Below are 18,984 nucleotides of genomic sequence, written 5' to 3'. Positions count from 1 at the left end.
ATCCTTTTCAATATTTAACACGTTTCATACCCTTCTGATAAATTAATCCAACCCGTCGCTTCACTGGATTAATAAAGACAAGAGGCCCGCCATACCCACAATTATAGAAGCTACAACAAATACACCTCGTTATTTTTCGTACAATGAACTAAAAAATCAAGAAAGGTAGCGTTTTACTCTATTTAAAACAAAAAGGACAAGCAAATACATTCAAGGTGAACTAAGAACACTCATTGCCAAATAATAAACTTAGAAGACAATTTATTATTTGGCAGCCCCAGAGCAATCAAAAGATTTAAATTTTTTAAACCCATTCCCAATAACACAATCATTTAAATGACTGACATTCAAAATCAACAGTAATTTGTAAACTCATCTAGCTTAAAAATATTCTCTTTAGCATCAACTTCAATCTCATCAAAGAAACAATTAATCACAGCAACCATTCTTGAAAAGATATCAGCTATATCTTCTTCCTTAGCAACGCACAAGACACTTATCAAAGTGCATGATATATATTCCAATGTCCCTTTAAGCAAACCTTTAGCGACAAAACTAATATCTTTACTACCTTTAATAAAGTAATGAGCCTCACGCAATAGGATATATACATCATCAAGCGTACTTACATTTCTTTTCAGAAGATCACGATATCTGTCAAGAACAATAGAAACGTGCTCTACATTTTCACGCAGATCATCCTTATTAATTTCTGCCAAGCCATCTAGATAAAATATCTTCTTGAAACGTGCTTCCAACTCATCTTTAAGCGTTAAGGCATGTTCACCAGCTATTTCTATATCCTCAGATCTGCAACTAATTGTATTTTTTATTTTAAGCCCATCATTAACATTTACACAATTCAAACGATACTTATGCAAGAGTTGTTCAAAAGATACTCTAGACCGATCCCAAACATTATTAGTCCAAATTTTTTCTTGGAAATTACCAGGAGCCTCATATAAACCATTACTCTGGATTATATCCTCCCAATCAGTCTCCTGTTCATAGTACGCACTATCAATTGAATGGTGCTTTTCAGGTGACGGCATTCCTAAATCCACACCTACAAGAATTATATTTTTAAAACCTAAAGTCACTGCGAAAGATGTAGCAAAATTTGTTACTGTAGGGTTACAAAAATCGGCTACAACAAGTGAATGTCCACTTGACCTATCAAGCAAACTAATCAATAAATTCCCACCTAAATCATTAGGCTTTATAACTGAATACGATTCTTCAAAAAGCTCTGGCACTTTCGGATGTCCGGTATTTAAGGTAACAAGTTTAATTCCCTTCCTAAACTCCTCAGATGTACTCCCTGAGATCCAATCATACTGATTATAATTTCTCTCTTGCTCAACATGAATATCTGGTTTAATACCTTTTTTTTCCAAGGTTGCCAAAGCAGTGCCGCAAGAGATTAAACATGCTTTACCAGACACACTCCTTAAAAAAGACTCATTACTATCTAAAGACGGTCCGTTACCAACTATAACCACTGTCCTATTGGATACATCACCTCTATTTAGCAACGACCTTCGAGCTATGGGTAGTTTATTAAAATAATTTTCAATTGTATGTGCCAGGCCTACTCGCTCATCATCATAAAATCCTATACCTAGAGCAATCATCATCAGGTCATTTTCCAGCATTTCGTAAAGCACTGTCATATCAGAGCTTTCGTAATGCTTATACACATAGGAGACAACAATATTGTACATCCCAATACGAGCAAAGAAAGAGGTTAAATATCTAAAACTTTCTTGGGATTTTTTACCTATACAAAATTCTATATTAAATCCTGGCTGTTGAAACTTACTTATAATTACTGTCCAGTCTATTGTATGCAATGACAAATAAAATGATTCTGGATGAGGATCATATATACAAAGATTACGAACATGATGGTTATTGGTAATATTTTCTATGTGATAACCAAGTCCCAACCCTAAAACAATTACTGTTTGTAAATTTTCGGGAACCTTTAATCTAATATTAGCGGCATACTTATTTACTTCATCGTAAAAAGGAATAAGGTTCTGCATCAGTTTCTGATGAATATAATCAGTATCTAGCCCTTCTTCATCCTTAAAAGTCAAATGCTGTACATGAGGACGATTACAGAATGCACTATACTGTTTATCTGCATATTCCTTTGGGTTTTCCGGATATACGAAAGACCCAGACTGGTTTTGAATATTGATATCACCCCTATCGTCGAAAGCCAGGACCATTTCTACAGGGGAATAATCTTTATAATAGCTATAAAGTGCAGGAAGGCTTTCCTTCAAAAAAGCCATGTTTTTTTTATAAAGCTCTTGTGCTTCAAGGTTGATCTTAAGCCGCTCAGCCTGCAGGATAATTTTTTCTAAATCAGTCATCTAGGCTCTAACCTTGTGAGCTTGTAAATGGCAACCTTTCAAGAATCCCATCAAGCTGGTTACCGGTGTTTTGGAAACTACTAACGATACGTTCCATAGCCAAATATTGTGAATAGAGCCTTGTTTCTAGCTTTTCCATTTTTCGATCAAGCTCTTCTCGATCTTCATCAATGCCACTAAGCTGACTATTAATACTATCCTCACGGGCCTTGATCGTTCCCGTATTCGCTAAGAAGTCATCTATCAAATTTGATAATTCTCCTGCGAAACCGCGAGAAAAATTAATAGAAAGAGCCCCGCCCGCGGCCACCGTCGCTGCAGTAGCTCCTTCCTCAATAGTAAAATTCAAACCATAAGGATCTGAATCCAATTCAGGAAGTAAAACATTTCCTGAACCAAACGCAGCCTCACCATTTATTGTGCCCGCAGCATCCTTACCTGCTGTTACTGTTAAACCAGAATCAGCTAAACCTAACGTTTGAATATCAGCCGTAGTACCACTAAATGAGACCGAAGAGCTATCTCCGTATTGCCTTGAAGTAAACAACAACTTATCTGTAGCAGTGTCATAGGTGATATCTAATGCTGCACCAGCTGCTTTTAAATTAGTATCGCCGTTTATTAAGGACTGTAATTCTGCCCTAAGCTCTTCAGCTGTTGAATAATCTCCGCTTAGAGTAATTTCATTGGAAGCGGTGCCATCAACAGTAATAACAAATCGATAATCGCCAAGTGAGGTGTCTAATGACCCTCCCAATAAAGAGAAATCATCTGCTGTCGCGTCAAAAGCTGGGTTTGTAATTGCATTCGACTCAATAGCACCTTTTACTGGGTCTTGAGTAATTACAACATCATAATCACCTGGAACAGTATTCTGTGCATAACTACCAACGGTAACCTTAACTTTATCACTTGAGGAAGACGTATCTGAAGCAAACAGAGACTCAATTAGTGCGAAGTTATCATCCAGCGCGAGACTTAAATCATCCTCATTAATGGAGAGGGTTCCATCAAGCTCAGTCCTAATCCCAACATTGGTCAAGGCTGTAAATGCATCATCCACACCTGGTACTTCAGCCCCAATCATTGCTCTAACACGATTGACAATCGTTTTAGCAGCGCCATCTGTTGCTAAATCTGCTCTAACGGTATTTCCATCTTCATCTTGAGTGTACTTTGTAAGGTTTTCTGCTGTCTCATAAAAAAGATTATAAGCCTCAACAAAATCCCTTATCGCCTGCTCAGCAACGCCTTTATCCTGAGAAACGGAGAATGTAAAACTTTGCCCGGGCTCAGCTTTATTCAGGGTAAAATCAAAGCCCTGAATAACATCACTGATATCGTTCGTATCGCGAAAAACGGTAAGTCCATTAACTTTCAATTCTGCATCAGAAGCTTGTTGAGTTTCTGTCATTGTTGAAAAGTTGGTCGAATTAAACTCAAAATCGACTAATGAGCCATTATCATCACCATCAGCACTGGTGGTAATCTGCATCGCATTGCTTACACCGGACGGCGCAGTTAGGAGTAGCTGATATTGGCCGTCAACAAGAAGCACCGACGCTTGAATATCGGCATCTTCTTCCTCATTAATAGCATCAGCTATATCTTGAAGAGAATCCCCGGCCTCAACAGTAATATTTAACGCTGCTTTATCATCATTAGTAGTAAATGATGTAGGCTCATCTGAAACATTGTAAGTCCATTTACCAAAAGAGATTGTCATAGTGCCGGAAGCACCAATAGCGGCATCTTTATCATCATGCGCACTAGATGCAAGCGATTGGGCTCGCGCCACATCGACCACTTCGATCTGATACGTGCCCGTTTGAGCACCTGGATCTACGGAATTTGGGGTAATTACATCAGTATCAGGAAAAGAAACCGAGCGGCCATTGAATGTATCGTTATCAGTAAGTGGCGATAACGCCCCTTGAAGCTCAGCTAAACTGCTCTTTAAGGTGCCATAAGCTGATATTTGAGATTCAAGCTTTTCCTCTTTCGTATCTAAACGATTCTGTAAAGGAGCTCGTTCTACTTCGACTAGACTAGAAACTAGGTTGGCAGTATCAATACCAGATCCGGCTCCCAGTGATTTAATGATACTATCACTCATCGCCCATACCTCTGGTTGAGTAATGTGAAATCAAGAAGCCATGATTGTCTCAGGCTTCCTGATTAAAGATCAAGCCCATCATGCGATCTAATGACTCTGCAAAGCGCAGGGCTTCTTCGTTTGGAATCTGGCGAATAACCTGATTCGTTGAAACATCCTTAACCTGTACCACCACCTTTTCCGACGCCGTATCAACAGAGAAATTTAAAGAGCGTTGACCATCCTTCATCATCTCATTTAAACGATCAATGGCAGCTTCCAGCTTTTCAACAGACAATTCCTGTGTCTCTTTTGCTTGTGCTTGAAAGCCTTCATTTCTCTGCGGTCGAACCGCCTGAGATTTCGCTTGCTCTGCCTGCTGAGACTGCTGAGAAGGCTGAACAACCGATGACGTTGTAGCGCCCACTGATTCAATAGCCATAACCCAATCCTCTCTTTTTAAAATCTATGTAACCCCTCTATACATTTAACTGTATAGAGGGGTTAGCGATCTATTTATCAGTATAGCTCCTAGCTTACTGAAGTAGTGACAATACTTGCTGTGGCGCAGCGTTTGCCTGAGCCAACATTGCAGTACCTGCCTGCTGTAGTACCTGTGCACGGGATAGCGCAGCAGATTCAGCAGCAAAGTCAGCGTCCTGAATCCGAGAACGCGCAGCCGATGCATTTTCAGATACGTTAGACAGGTTATTGATTGTGAAATCAAGACGGTTATTTACCGCACCCAACTCGCTTCGAACATCGCTTACTTGCTCAAGCGCGTTATCAATCACACCGATCGCCTTCTGCGCACTCGCGGCAGTACCTACGCTAATAGAACTGATAGCTGAACCTGTAGCAGCACCTGTACCTGATTCATTCTGGTTACGCAGCCCTGTTGCAGTAGCGCCGGCTGTCGTTACCTCAATACTGATTGTAGAATCATTCAAAGAGTCTAACTTCAATTGTGGATCGATTTGCACAGCCTGTAAGCCATCACCCGCAGCGGCATCGATAAATTCACTAGTCGTGTAGCCCATACCAGTTAAGAGCTTAGCACTCTCACCAGTTCCAGCTTCTAGTGTAAATGCACCATTTGACTCCAATGTTAACTCACCTGAATCATTTACAGAGGCAAACACACCCGTCAACGCTGTTGATGCATTAATCGTACTAACAATATCGTCAGCGTCACTATAATCTGCTGCCGTGAACATGATCTCCTGACCATTCAGTTTAATCGAAGTATCAGTATCCATGCCTGTGAAACTAGTTTCAGCTACTGCAGTACCCGATGTAAACGTATCACCCGCAGCGATATTTAGGTAACCATCTACTGCTGCAGCTGCAGACTCAGTAATCGTAATCGCACTGTCACTTGATAAGTGCAATACATCATCATCATCAGTGTATGCAACTACACCCGTATTAGCTTCCTGAGCGTTAATTGCTGCAACAATATCTGTTGAATCAGCAGTCGCTGCAAACGAAACAGTTACACCGTTAATCTGCATATCAGCAGCTGCCGTGAAAGCCGTTACAGCGGCAGTACCTTTCAACTCTACTGCAGTTCCATCCAAAGAAGTGGTATTACTATCTTCACCAATCAATGAGGCTGTAACACCAGTCTCACCGCTAGCTTCATTAATAACAGTAACCTTCTCTTGAAGCGTATCAACGGCTTCCCCATTTAGCTCGTTATCAATAGCTACACCGTTTATTTTCAGATCTTCAAAGCCAAGAGCTGCCGCAGCATCACTCGTTGAAAGCGCGGAACCCACAACAACACCGCCCTCAAGGTTTTCAGAAAGCCCCAATGCAGTCAGATCACCTTCCACCCCTTCAGGGCCTGTTGTAATTGTAATCTGGTCGCCGTTATCTGAAGTTAGAGCAAGCTGGCCTTCATAAGCACCATTTGCTGATGTAATACCTGTAACAGACGCAGAATCACCACCTGTGGTCGCTAGAGAGATTGTTGCACCAGTACTGTTCTGGAGAACCATTTCTCCATCGTCATCAATTGATGCTTGAACTTGACCACCTGTAGTTGTATTGATTGCATCGGCAAGCTCAGTCAGGTTATTTGTATCTTGAATCTGATAAGAAGTGGATGTGCCATCAACCTGAGTTACAGAGATAGTAAGCACATTTGCAGAAGAAGTCTGACCTGTACCTACTGAAGAGGCCTGAACGTCATTGAATCCAGCCGCTGATACACCATTCACATTTTCATTGATCTTATTTATCAGATCATCCATGTTCTCTGTTGCACCATCGAATGAACCAATACTTTGACCATTAATCAAAACATCGCCGTCAGAAAGGCTTAAACCAGCAAGAGATGTATCGTCACCAGCGATATCAGCAGTAACAGATCCGAAGCCTAGACTATCAGCATCTAATGCACCTACCTCAAAGCCAATTGTTTCATTGGCTTCAGAGCCAACCTGCAGGTCAACTTTACCTAATGTGCCATCAAGGATGTTTAGACCGTTAAACGTTGTTGTTTCAGAAATACGATCCAATTCTTTGACTAGCTGCTGAACCTCAGCATCAATTGTTGCACGGTTACCATCTGTATATGTGCCGTTGGCAGACTGAATAGATAGTTCACGCATACGCTGCAGGATGTTAGTTGTTTCATCCAGCGCACCTTCCGCTGTTTGGATCAAAGAGATACCGTCGTTGGCGTTACGCACAGCCTGATCAAGACCACGAATCTGGGAAGTCATTCGGTTAGAAATCGCAAGACCTGCAGCATCGTCAGCAGCAGAATTGATTCGCTTACCGCTGGTCAGACGTTCCATAGCCTGGTTCTGATCACCTTGGGAGATAGTCAGGTTACGCTGCGCATTCAGCGACATAATGTTTGAGTTAATTACCATTGCCATGAGATTTACTCCTCATATTCAGCCGAGTCTGACCGGCCATCAAGAATTTTTGCTTATAAAATTCTCCTTGCTATTTGCGACTAGGAGAATCCAGCTTGAGTAAGTTATCGACCAAGGGAAAATTCTCTTTAGAATTTTTTTTGCCAATAAATCCTTCGTTGATTTTCAATATCGGCAGGCGCAGACTAAGCATTAATATTTTTTTGGGGATGACACAGATGAGCACACTTCAGGAACTTGCAACTCAAGCCCTTGAACAAGCAATAGCGATGAATAAACTCGCAGAACAGAAGGAATGGGACAAACTAGAACAGCTACAGACCCAGCATTCAGCTTTAATCCAAAAGATTAATACCGCAGAGATCCCAACAGACAATCAAGCAACAATTAGGGATATGCTAATTCAGGTCCAAGAGCTAAATGCGTCAACAAGTGAACTGGCAGGTCTTTTTCAAGATGAGTTAGTTGAAGCTCAAAAAACCCAGAAAAAAGTCGTAAAGATGCAAAAAGCACTGAATGATTTAAAAATTGACTAATAAAGTTATAGCCACCCTCAACCTAATTGATTGAAGGTGGCCATTATTTTTACTGTAGAAGAGACAACACTTGCTCCGGTGCCGCATTTGCTTGTGCAAGCATAGCCGTACCAGCTTGCTGTAGAACCTGAGCACGGGATAAAGCTGCTGATTCAGCCGCAAAATCCGCATCCATAATCCTTGACCTTGCTGCCGAAGCATTTTCAGAGACGTTAGACAGGTTATTGATGGTGAAATCTAGGCGGTTGTTAACCGCACCTAATTCACTTCGCACATCATTAACTTGGTCTAGCGCATTATCGATCACATCGATCGCCTTTTGCGCTTCTGCCGCAGTCCCAACACTAATAGAGCTGATTGCTGAGCCGGTCGCAGCACCTGTTCCTGACTCATTTTGATTTCGCAAGCCTGTTGCAGTAGCACCATCAGCTGTTACTTCAATACTGATCGTTGAATCATTCAAAGAGTCCAACTTCAGTTGTGGATCGATTTGCACAGCCTGCAAGCCATTAGCTGCCGAGCTATCGATGAATTCGCTGGTTTCGAAGCCCATACCAGCTAGCAACTTGCCACTATCACCAGTGCCGGCTTCTAGCGTAAACGCACTATTCGAAGTCAACGTTAATTCACCTGAGTCATTTACAGATGCATAGACGCCGGTCAATGCAGTGGACGCATTAATCTGACTAATAACATCATCAGCGTCTCGATAATCTGCTGCCGTGAACATTATTTCCTGACCGTTCAGTTTAATCGAAGTATCAGTATCCATTGCAGAGTAACTGGATTCAGCTACCGCAGTGCCCGATGTAAATGTATCACCTGCAGCGATATTCAGGTAACCATCTACTGCTGCACCAGCAGACTCTGTAAGTGTAATCGCACTTTCACTGTACAAATGCAGCACATCATCATCATCAGTGTACGCAACCACACCCGTATTAGCTTCCTGAGCGTTAATTGCTGCAACAATGTCGGTCGAATCAGCAGTCGCTGCAAACGAAACAGTTACACCATTAATCTGCATATCAGCAGCTGCCGTGAAAGCTGTTACAGCTGAAGTACCTTTCAGTTCTACGGCAGTTCCATCCAAAGAGGTAGTGTTGCTATCTTCACCAATCAATGATGCCGTAACACCTGTCTCCGTACTAGCTTCATTGATAACAGCAACCTTCTCTTGAAGAGTATCTACAGCCTCGCCATTAAGATCATTACTAATGGCTACACCATTTATTATCAGATCTTCAAATCCAAGAGCAGCCGCAGCATCAGTCGTTGACAGAGCCGAACCTACGACAACACCACCATCCAAATTCTCTGAAAGACCCAAAGCAGCTAAATCTGCCTCAATCCCTTCTGGACCAGTCGTAATCGTAATCTGCTCACCGTTATCAGACGTTAAGGCTAACTGCCCCTCATAAGCACCATTTGCTGATGTAATACCTGTAACAGCCAATGAATCATTGTTTGTAGTTGCAAGGCTAATACTTGCCCCAGTGCTATTTTGCAACGTAAGCTCACCAGTATCACTAATAGACGCCTGAACTGTACCGCCTGTCGTCTCATTGATCGCTTCAGCAAGCTCTGCCAGATTGTTTGTATCCTGAATTACAAATGTCGTAGTAGAGTTATCTACTTGCGTAACGGTCAAGGTTAGTTGATTAGTAGCAGATGTTAGGCCGCTACCAGCTTGAGAACCCTCAATATCATTAAAACCAGCCGCTGATACTCCTGCAACATTACTGTTGATTTTGGTCAGCAAATCTTCAAAAGTATCAGTTGTTGATATTGAACCTATGCTCTGACCGTTAATTAATACATCACCATCATCAATATCTACTGCTGACAAATCAACATCATCACCTGCGATATCCGCTGTAACAGAGCCGAAACCTAAACTGTCAGCATCAAGAGCACCAACTTCGAATCTAATCGTTTCATTTGCTTCTGCACCCACCTGAAGGTCAACTGTACCTAGCGTACCGTCAAGGATATTCAGACCATTAAATGTCGTTGTTTCTGATATACGGTCAAGCTCTTTAATTAGCTGCTGCACTTCCGCATCAATCGTTGCGCGGTTACCATCTGTATAAGTGCCGTTGGCAGATTGAATAGACAATTCACGCATACGCTGCAGAATATTGGTTGTCTCATCTAGAGCACCCTCTGCAGTCTGGATCAGAGAGATACCGTCGTTAGCGTTACGCACCGCCTGATCCAAACCTCGAATCTGAGAGGTCATGCGGTTAGAGATAGCCAAACCTGCCGCATCATCCGCAGCGGAGTTAATACGCTTACCACTTGTTAACCGTTCCATGGCCTGGTTTTGATCGCCTTGGGATATCGTCAAGTTTCGCTGCGCATTGAGCGACATTATGTTCGAGTTAATTACCATTGCCATGAGAGATTCTCCCCATATCCAGCCGAGTCCGCCCCGCAGGAATACACTTCATTAATTTTAATTCGCCAGTGAGAAAGGAAGCCTTTTCAAACCACCTCAAAGTCAAAGGTCAACCCTTCACGCAGCGCCATAATGCACACGCTAGGCTTTTTAGCTGACTTTTCTCGCTCATTATCAACTGGCAAAAGCAGTTAGTACCTCACATAAAGCAAAATAAATACCAGAACAATAAAAGCCTTAATTAACAGAGAGTTAAAGCCATATGAAAAATAATTATCTATATAAACGGCAATATAAATCCGCTTTTTTGCCGCTACCGCGGCAAAAACCATACAAAATAAATTGAAATAAAAAGCCATTAATCTTAATCAAATCGGTGATACGATTTATCGAAGCAACTGAAGAACCTGCTGCGGAAGTGTATTAGCTTGCGCCAACATTGCGGAGCCAGCCTGACTCAGGATTTGAGCACGAGATAACGATGCAGATTCCTTAGCAAAATCAGCATCCAGAATTCTTGAACGAGATGCAGCTGTATTTTCAGAAATATTTTCAAGGTTAGATATAGTGAAATCCAAACGATTTAACACGGCACCTATTTCAGCACGCGAGTTGTTTACCGAATCCAACGCATTATCTAATGCAGAAATCGATTTCTGCGCAGCTGACTGAGTTGCTATGTGCTGAGACGACAATGCAACACCGCCGCCTATAGAACCTGTATTTAGATCCAACAAGCCTGTAGCAGTTTTACCATTGGCTGTTACATCGACACTAATTGCACTGCCAGATATGGACTCCAGCTTAATCCTAGATTCAAGCAGATAAGTCTCATTACCAAAACGACCGTCACTATCGGTATCAGTCAGATTCTCATCACCGTTGATACCAAAACTGATTCCTATCGCCTCTAATGTCCTAAGCCCATTTGTGTCCCCCAAGCCGACATTAACAGCTCCATTTCCAGACAGATTGATCTGCCCTCCTTCAAGGGATGCAGTAACGGACGTTAGGGATGAGCGCAAATTAATTTCATCAGTAAGCTGTTGCAGATTAGTAATATCAGTCAGCGAGACCTCAATATTATTCAATCTGATAGAACCGGAATTCACACCACCTGTTTCTGCCAAACCAAAAGAAACAAGCTCTACTGCACTCGTACCACCGAAATTGATGGTTTTCTCTGAAAAAAAGTGCAAATTCCCATCTTGATCAACATAAGCCTGCGCACCATGCTTACTGGTTGTTGCGTTAACTGAAGCTGCCACTTCGGCAGCCCCATCATCTAACGCAACCCCTATACCCACTCCATTTAGCCACAGTCCCCCAGCAGCTAAACTAAAACTCCCTGACGAGGTAGCATACTCTTTAGCAGTACTTATATCTTGATAACTAAACCCTTCTTGAGACACAACGGACGCTAACACGCCGGTTTCATCATACGCTGCATTTATTGCGTCAACTTTTTTCAGCAAAGAAGGTGATTCCGTCACCGGGGAAATGCCAACGCCATTAATGATCAGATCGTTATAACCTAGCGTTGTTTGTTGCTCATCACTACTCAAACCTTGACCAACAACGGAACCTACATTTTCAATTTCAGCAAAACCAAAATGCTCAAGATCCACATCTGATGCAGTAGCACTTTTAGTCACACTAATCGACTGACCATCATCTGAGTCCAACACAAGCCGAGCATCTGCAGTAAAATAGTTTCCGGAATACTCATCAGGTATTACTAAAGTAAAATCATTTGCAGGCCCAGACGCATCACTATTTGCAAATACATCAGTGGCGTTAAGCACTGCACCTGCATAGTCGGAACCGGCTATTGAACCTGTATCCGCATCAACTAAATCCAATGTAGAAGTTACGCCAGCTGGGGCACCCGTTAAATACTCAAAACCGTTATCTCGAAAGTGCGTCTCAAAATCATTAAGGTTCGTAAACTGAGTTTTGCCTGAGCCGTTCAATGAGACAATCGCCTCATCCAATGAATCACCCAATTCTAAACGGTCAAATAACAAGCTAATGCCATCGGTATCATTTGCATAAATATCATCCTGCAACATCTTCGCAGCAAGATAAGCAACTGAGTATCCTCCTGGAGAGGAAGGGGAACCATGCTCTTTTGTTTCATCAAACAAAGCCTGAAGCTCGGCCTCTGTGTCTATATAAGTATTTTCCTGATTAACACGATCATCAGCACCATGAATCAATTCCGCCACACCTTCGGTAAACCAGCCGGGGAAAGGGTCTTTATCATCCGAAATTCTAAGTCCATCTCCAGCTTTAGTTATATCCATGGTTACTGCCATTACAGCATGCACCATTTCATGAGCAATAACGCGATCTAGAGAAAACAATCCACCATTATCACCATCTGGCATAGTGACATTGCCATAATCGGCCAAATCAATATTTAGATTAAGGTCGAGTGCATGGCCTGTTGCAGGATTAACCATGGTAAAACTTACTGATGCTAACTGCCCATATTGAGCATCAGTGAAAAGATTCAGCTCAATATTTCCCGAACCAGTCAAACCAAAGAAATCAGTAATGCGAGTCTCAGCTTCTGAGATCCAGAACGACTGCAAACCCTCAATTATGTTTGCTATACCTGGATCCTCAATCGACCCAGTATCAATCCCACTAGCTACTCCTGAAGTAGAATCCTGAATCAGGATAGTCGCAGCTTCATCACTAGTAATCTGGAGCTTGCCTTCATCATCAATAGCTGACGACAAGACTCCGCCGGACACCTCCGTGATTTTCGCAGAAAGCTCTTCAAGGCTATTCGTATATTGAATGGTATAATTCTGTTCAGAACCATCATGAAGATAGAGCTGAAGAGTTAGCTTATCTGCGCCACTTAACACACCGTCGCCGACTGAAGATGCCACGACTTCTAGGTGTGTTGTAGCAGTTACGCCAGCAATATTGTTATTAATCTTTTCAAGCAGATCATCAACTGAAGACCCCTCAGCTATACCGCCAAGGTTTTGCCCATTGATCATAATTGCATGACTAAGATCAGTAGCGAATTTGCCGGTATCACTACTCAGGTTAAGTTGGGCCCCAACCAAATCACCACCAGAGCCCCCACTCACACCTAGACTGTTGGAATCTATAGCCTGTAAATTAAATGACAGAGTTTCTTCTGCTAGACTTCCTACCTGAAGCTCTACACTATCTGCACTGCCATTTAGAATTTTCAGACCATTAAAGCTAGTTGTATCAGAGATCCGGTCGAGTTCTGCTATCAGCTGTTGATATTCTGCATTAAGCGTTGCTCTGTTCTGATCGGTATAAGTTCCTGAAGCAGACTGAATAGAAAGCTCTCTCATTCGCTGCAGAATATTAGTGGTCTCATCTAACGCGCCTTCAGCTACTTGCAACATAGAAATACCATCATTGGCATTTCTAACCGCTTGATTCAGCCCTTTGATCTGCGAAGTCATCACATTACTAAGCTGAAGTCCTGCAGCATCGTCTGACGAAGTATTGATTCGCTTGCCAGAAGTCAAACGTTGCATCGATTTATCAAGCTCAAATTGGTTCATTGCCAGCTGACGCTGGGCATTCAATGAAGCCATATTTGTATTGATAATCATCGACATTGCTATGAAGCCACCTATTCATTAAACCAAAACAGAGAAACCCAATGGGCTTCTCCGTTAGTTTGTTAACGGCTGGGTTTGGAATAGCTTTATCTATTCCAACAAAAAACCTCTAAATAGAGGCTTTTTTGCAAAAAGTAGCTACGAATCGACTCATCAAGACAATTAAGCTTGAGCGTTATTCCTTTCAGGATGAAGCAAACAAGCTATTGCAGGCAGAAGAATCAAAGCACCCAGCATGTTCCAAACAAACATAAAGGTCAGCAAAATACCCATGTCCGCCTGAAACTTGATAGGGGATAACGTCCATAACACCACACCTATCGCTAACGTCAGGCCGGTAAAGGCAACTGATTTACCAGTACTCTGTAACGTTTCAAGATAAGCCTTAGATAAAGAGTGGCCTTGCAGCAAGAAGGTCTGCATTTTGGAGTAAATATAGATGCCGTAATCAACACCTATACCTACACCTAAAGCTATAACAGGCAATGTTGCCACTTTAACCCCAATACCAAGCTGCGCCATTAATGCCTGACACAAGACCGATGTCAGTGCCAAAGGCGTGATAATACAGATCACGGTTCTGATTGAACGGAAGGTTAACAGGCAAAGTAAGCTGACGACTGAGTATACCCAGATCAACATTTCGTATTGCGCTGTTTCTATAACTTCGTTTGTTGCAGCCTCAAAACCGGCTTTACCAGCAGCCATATTGAACTGAATATCTTCTGTGCCGTACTCAGAAGCAAAGCTATCGACTGCTGCCGTTATATCCTTAAGTGTCTGGGCTTTATGGTCATCCAAGAACACAATCACTGGCAGTAAAGAACAGTTCGAGTTCATCAAACCTGCTGGCACATGAGAAAGTGAGGCATTGATCACATATTGATTACGTAGAACTGTTCGCCATTTAAGACTGCCCTCATTAAGACCGGCCGTAACTCGCTCAGAGACATCGACTAAGGATATGCTGGATTGAACACCTTTAATGGAGCGCAGATAGAACTGAAATCTATCCACAACCTCTAAGGTTTTATAATGACTACATTGTTCCTCTTGTGTCGTTACCATCACTACAAAAACATCACTGGATGTTGAATAGTTAGAGGTTACAAACTGATTATCTAAGTTGTAACGCGAGTCAGCTCGAAGCTCAGGAGCACCGGCATCAAGATCGCCTATCTGCAGATTTTTACTGCCATAAAGACCAAGCACCAACATGATACATGCAGCTGTTACCGCAATCGTTGCACCTATAGGCCGAGAGAAGAAGCTCAGGTAATGCCAGTAAGAACTTTCCGACTCAATACTGCGCTTAGCTTTAGCTATTGCTCGTTTGCCAACTCCAACGTAACTCATCAGCAACGGCAACAACATCAAGTTAGTTAGGACTATTACTGCAACGCCCAAAGAAGCAGCGACCGCCAGATCTTGGATTACCTCGATCTCTATCACCATTAAAGTGATAAACCCGATTCCGTCAGAAATTAGCGCTGTAATGCCTGGGATATAGATCGCTTTAAATGCATGTCGTGCTGCAACCAGCTTACTCGAGCCTTTGGTCGCCGATTCCAACGTAATCGTATTTACAATCTGGACACCGTGACTGACCGCTATAGCAAAAACTAAAAACGGCACCAGCATCGAATAGGGGTCGATACCATATCCAAGAAGATTGAGCAGACCTAACTGCCAGATAACCGCTGCGAGAGAGCAAACTAGAGGAACGATGGTCCCCATTACGCTGCCAGAATAGAGATACAGCAGTAGTAACGTAACCACTATGGCCACGGCAAAGAACAAGGCAACTTCAGTCGCACCATCGATAAGGTCACCGACGATTTTGGCAAACCCTGTCATATGAATATCGATTTGATCGGAGCTGTATTTATCTCGTACTAGAGTCTCCAACTGCTCGGAGAAAGCTTGATAATCTAGTTTCTCACCAGTTTCAGGATGCAAATCAAATAGCGGAACTTGCACCATGGCCGATTTAAAATCGTTACCTACCAGAATACCGACTTGTCCAGAACGCAAGATATTGGTTCTTACCTGCTCCAAACTTTCACTAGAACCATCATATTTGGCAGGGATAACTGGTCCGCCTACAAACCCATCCTCAGTGACCTCTGTCCAACGAACATTTGGCGTCCAGATAGACTTAAGTGCAGATCGGTCTACCCCTGAGATAAAAAACAGCTCATCCGTTACCTGCTTTAAAGTTGTCTGAAATTCAGATGTAAAAATATCACCCTCTTTTGCAGCTACAACTACACGGATACTATTACCGAGGCCCGCTAGGTCATCACGATATTCAATATAGTTTTCCACATACGGGTGCGATGCAGGGATCATTTTCACAAAACTAGCATCAGGGCGAACCTGAGATGCTTGCCAAGCTAGCAGTGCTGTTATCAATAGAAAAATGAACAGTAATACTTTTCGATAGCTAAAAAGGAGTGTTTCAGCTAATTGTTCACTGGTATTGATCGGCCATAACAGAAGAGCGGATAGCTTATTCATTCTCAGCACCCTCCTCTAAAGCGATCTTTGTGACACCAGACTCACCTACCGCTATAAGCTGATGCTCGAGATGGGTCACAGCGGAATAACTCAACAATCCTCGCTTAGAAAAAGCTTCAAACCCGCTCGCGACCTTTTGTAAAAGCGCCCCACCTTGCCCTACTAGATATAGTTTTCCATCCACTTCCACTGCGTCATTAATTGTCGATTTAACAGGTAGTTCTATTTGCTCCCAAACTCCCGATTCAACTCTTTTCAACGCATTGCCTCTTAACCCCATCAGATATAGCTCATCACCTTCCACCATAGAAAAGAAAGAGCCCTGATACGGTAAAGAAAGGCTTTCCCAGCTCAAGCCTTTATCATTGCTTTTTAGCAACAAACCAGCTTCACCTAGCACAAACAATTCACCCTGTTTGGAGTAGAACAGTCGATTAAAATGAAGGCCTTCAGGGTTAGGTAATTTATGGCCTGTGTAATACCAATTAGAACCCGCGTCTTCTGTTTGAATAAATAGGCCGTATGCACCTACAGCAAACCCTTTCTGGGAATCGATAAATGCGATATCTAATAATGGAGAGCTTGCCCCCTCATCAACTGCGAACAGGGCATCATCTAGTTGGTATTCAAGATGCTCTAACTCGACCGGATCATATTCACTTTGCACAGAAAGTTCGGCGATCGATTTTTCTATCGCTTTTGCTCGTAATTGGTTGAGCTGGTTGCCATCCAATATTAACTGCCATTGCGTACCTGAATCTTTACTAGAAAGCAGTACACCATCATGCCCTACTGCCCAACCGGCGGTATGATTTAAGAAGTTAACCGCTGTCAGCATAGCACTGACAGGTACTTTAGCTTGTCGCCATTTATCACCTTCATCATCCGAGAAGATAATGGCACCTTGCTCGCCCACAGCAACCAATCTTTGACCGGCAACATCGATATCAAGCAGCAAACTACTATCCAAGCTGCCTTGCTCTAAAGCAGAAAGCTGCAATCTATCAGCTTTTACCAAACCTATATTTAACAAGAACGCTAGACTCAGTAGCGCTATTGGCAATCGTTTCAGCATGCAAAACCCAATTATTATTTTTGTGGGGAAGATGTTGGCAGCTTGATACAAAGCCAGCTTTCACTCAATAACATCCATACGCATATTTACTAACAATAATAGTCAGTAATTTCATAATACAGAGTCATAAACGCAAGATGGGGCCACCATCTAAAAACAACCAAAAACATTAAAAACTGGTAATTTAGTTTTTTTCTGATATAAAGATTTCTTATAAGAAACAGGTACTTACCAATACCACTTATTGCACTTTTATGACATAACACATATTCAAACGACAACTGACATGCTAGGTTTAGTCTACGCTTGTTGTAGGGTTAAAAATAAACATGCTTAAACCTTTTCGTAACTTCTTCGTGCACCTAGCCACGTTTCTCTTTGCCAGCGGCCTTTTCGTAGGCGCCACTGCCAATGACAGCGACCAATACATTCGCGTCTCTGACTACTTGCTAGACAACCCAGAACAACGCCAGAAAATGCAGAAATTCTCTGAGATTGTGCGCGAATCAGCTTCTCCCCTACAAAATAGAAATGAAAAATCTATAAAAATTGCCATTATCTACCCTGCAGAACAATCTTCTGACTATTGGCGAAGAAGCGTCACTACGTTAGAGAAACGCTTATCTGAACTTAATGTCTCATATGAGATTAACAGTTACTTTTCCCGGCCCACTGTCGATATTTCACTGCAGAGCGAACAACTCAATAGCGCAATTGCTTGGGAACCTGATTATTTAGTTTACACACTTGACGCTCTTCGCCATCAAGCGATGATCGAAAGAATTTTACTGCGTGGGAAACCTAAATTAATTTTGCAGAACATCACAACGCCCCTACAGCAATGGCAGCAACTTAAGCCTTTTCTCTATACAGGTTTCGACCACGAAAAAGGCACTGAGTTACTTGCAGGCCAGATGTTAAATCAACACCCCCAAGGTAAATATTCCATGCTGTATTTCTCTCGAGGCTATGTAAGCCACATGCGGGGAGATACGTTTACAAAGCAAGCAGCTGATATTACTGGCTTAAAATTAGTAAGCAGTTACTACACAAAAGGCAATAGTGATATAGCCTATAAAGCTACTTTAGCCACCCTCAAGAAAACACCTGATTTAAATATGATCTTTGCTTGTTCAACCGATATTGCTTTAGGCGCGCTCAGAGCCTTAGATGAAAACAATCTAAACGATCAAGTAATGCTGAATGGCTGGGGCGGTGGCGATAGGGAGATCGAGGCACTTCTTGAGGGGAAATTAGACCTAACGGTTATGCGAATGAACGACGATAGTAGTGTCGCTATGGCTGAAGCAATAAAGATGGATATTTCAGGCCAAAGTAGTAGTGTGCCTCACATCTATTCAGGCGATATTGTTTTATTAAGTAAAAGTACAGACAAGGATGAAATTGAGCAACTAAAGAGAAGGGCTTTTCGCTACAGTAGCAGTAACGGGCAGTAATC

General features: G+C 42.3%; 10 protein-coding genes. 2 read left to right on the top strand and 8 right to left on the bottom strand.

Annotated elements, in window-relative coordinates; translation table 11 throughout:
- Nucleotides 1-353 precede the first annotated feature (353 nt).
- The 4 genes from ACMXYO_RS02505 to ACMXYO_RS02490 form a co-directional block, all read right to left on the bottom strand.
- Nucleotides 354-2,384, bottom strand: a complete 2,031-nt coding sequence (locus ACMXYO_RS02505; RefSeq protein WP_415886877.1) for a 6-hydroxymethylpterin diphosphokinase MptE-like protein — start codon at nucleotides 2,382-2,384, stop codon at nucleotides 354-356.
- 7 nt (nucleotides 2,385-2,391) lie between these two features.
- Nucleotides 2,392-4,500, bottom strand: a complete 2,109-nt coding sequence (fliD, locus tag ACMXYO_RS02500) for a flagellar filament capping protein FliD (protein WP_415886876.1) — start codon at nucleotides 4,498-4,500, stop codon at nucleotides 2,392-2,394.
- 49 nt (nucleotides 4,501-4,549) lie between these two features.
- Nucleotides 4,550-4,921, bottom strand: a complete 372-nt coding sequence (locus tag ACMXYO_RS02495; RefSeq protein ID WP_415886874.1) for a flagellar protein FlaG — start codon at nucleotides 4,919-4,921, stop codon at nucleotides 4,550-4,552.
- A gap of 94 nt (nucleotides 4,922-5,015) precedes the next feature.
- Nucleotides 5,016-7,370 carry a flagellin gene (locus tag ACMXYO_RS02490; RefSeq protein WP_415886873.1) on the bottom strand — a complete coding sequence of 785 codons (2,355 nt, stop codon included), beginning with the start codon at nucleotides 7,368-7,370 and terminating at the stop codon, nucleotides 5,016-5,018.
- Between the two features lie 95 nt (nucleotides 7,371-7,465).
- Here ACMXYO_RS02490 and ACMXYO_RS02485 point away from each other — a divergent pair, with 95 nt between their 5' ends.
- Nucleotides 7,466-7,906: a hypothetical protein gene (locus tag ACMXYO_RS02485; protein WP_415886872.1), complete on the top strand. Its 441-nt coding sequence runs from the start codon at nucleotides 7,466-7,468 to the stop codon at nucleotides 7,904-7,906.
- 49 nt (nucleotides 7,907-7,955) lie between these two features.
- Here ACMXYO_RS02485 and ACMXYO_RS02480 read toward each other — a convergent pair whose 3' ends face one another.
- From ACMXYO_RS02480 to ACMXYO_RS02465, 4 genes are all read right to left on the bottom strand, one after another.
- Nucleotides 7,956-10,307 (bottom strand): flagellin, encoded by a 2,352-nt coding sequence (locus ACMXYO_RS02480; protein ID WP_415886871.1) that lies wholly within the window; start codon nucleotides 10,305-10,307, stop codon nucleotides 7,956-7,958.
- A gap of 386 nt (nucleotides 10,308-10,693) precedes the next feature.
- Nucleotides 10,694-13,927 (bottom strand): flagellinolysin, encoded by a 3,234-nt coding sequence (locus ACMXYO_RS02475; RefSeq protein ID WP_415886870.1) that lies wholly within the window; start codon nucleotides 13,925-13,927, stop codon nucleotides 10,694-10,696.
- Nucleotides 13,928-14,092: 165 nt separating this feature from the next.
- On the bottom strand, nucleotides 14,093-16,450 hold the full coding sequence (locus ACMXYO_RS02470; RefSeq protein ID WP_415886869.1) for an efflux RND transporter permease subunit: 2,358 nt from the start codon (nucleotides 16,448-16,450) through the stop codon (nucleotides 14,093-14,095).
- The gene (locus ACMXYO_RS02465; protein WP_415886868.1) at nucleotides 16,443-17,525 is read right to left on the bottom strand and encodes a WD40/YVTN/BNR-like repeat-containing protein; all 1,083 of its coding nucleotides are present in this window, start codon (nucleotides 17,523-17,525) and stop codon (nucleotides 16,443-16,445) included. Before ACMXYO_RS02465 ends, ACMXYO_RS02470 begins: the two co-directional genes overlap by 8 nt.
- Before the next feature lie 329 nt (nucleotides 17,526-17,854).
- On the opposite strand from ACMXYO_RS02465, the gene ACMXYO_RS02460 reads away from it, so the two are divergent.
- Entirely contained in the window at nucleotides 17,855-18,982 is a 1,128-nt protein-coding gene (locus ACMXYO_RS02460) for a substrate-binding domain-containing protein (RefSeq protein ID WP_415886867.1), read from the top strand.
- The last annotated feature ends 2 nt before the right edge of the window (nucleotides 18,983-18,984 follow it).

Source organism: Neptuniibacter sp. QD37_6 (genome assembly GCF_047778085.1).
GTDB lineage: Bacteria > Pseudomonadota > Gammaproteobacteria > Pseudomonadales > Balneatricaceae > Neptuniibacter.
Note: the sequence above shows the minus strand (reverse complement) of the source record. Positions and strands in the feature narration are given on the sequence as shown.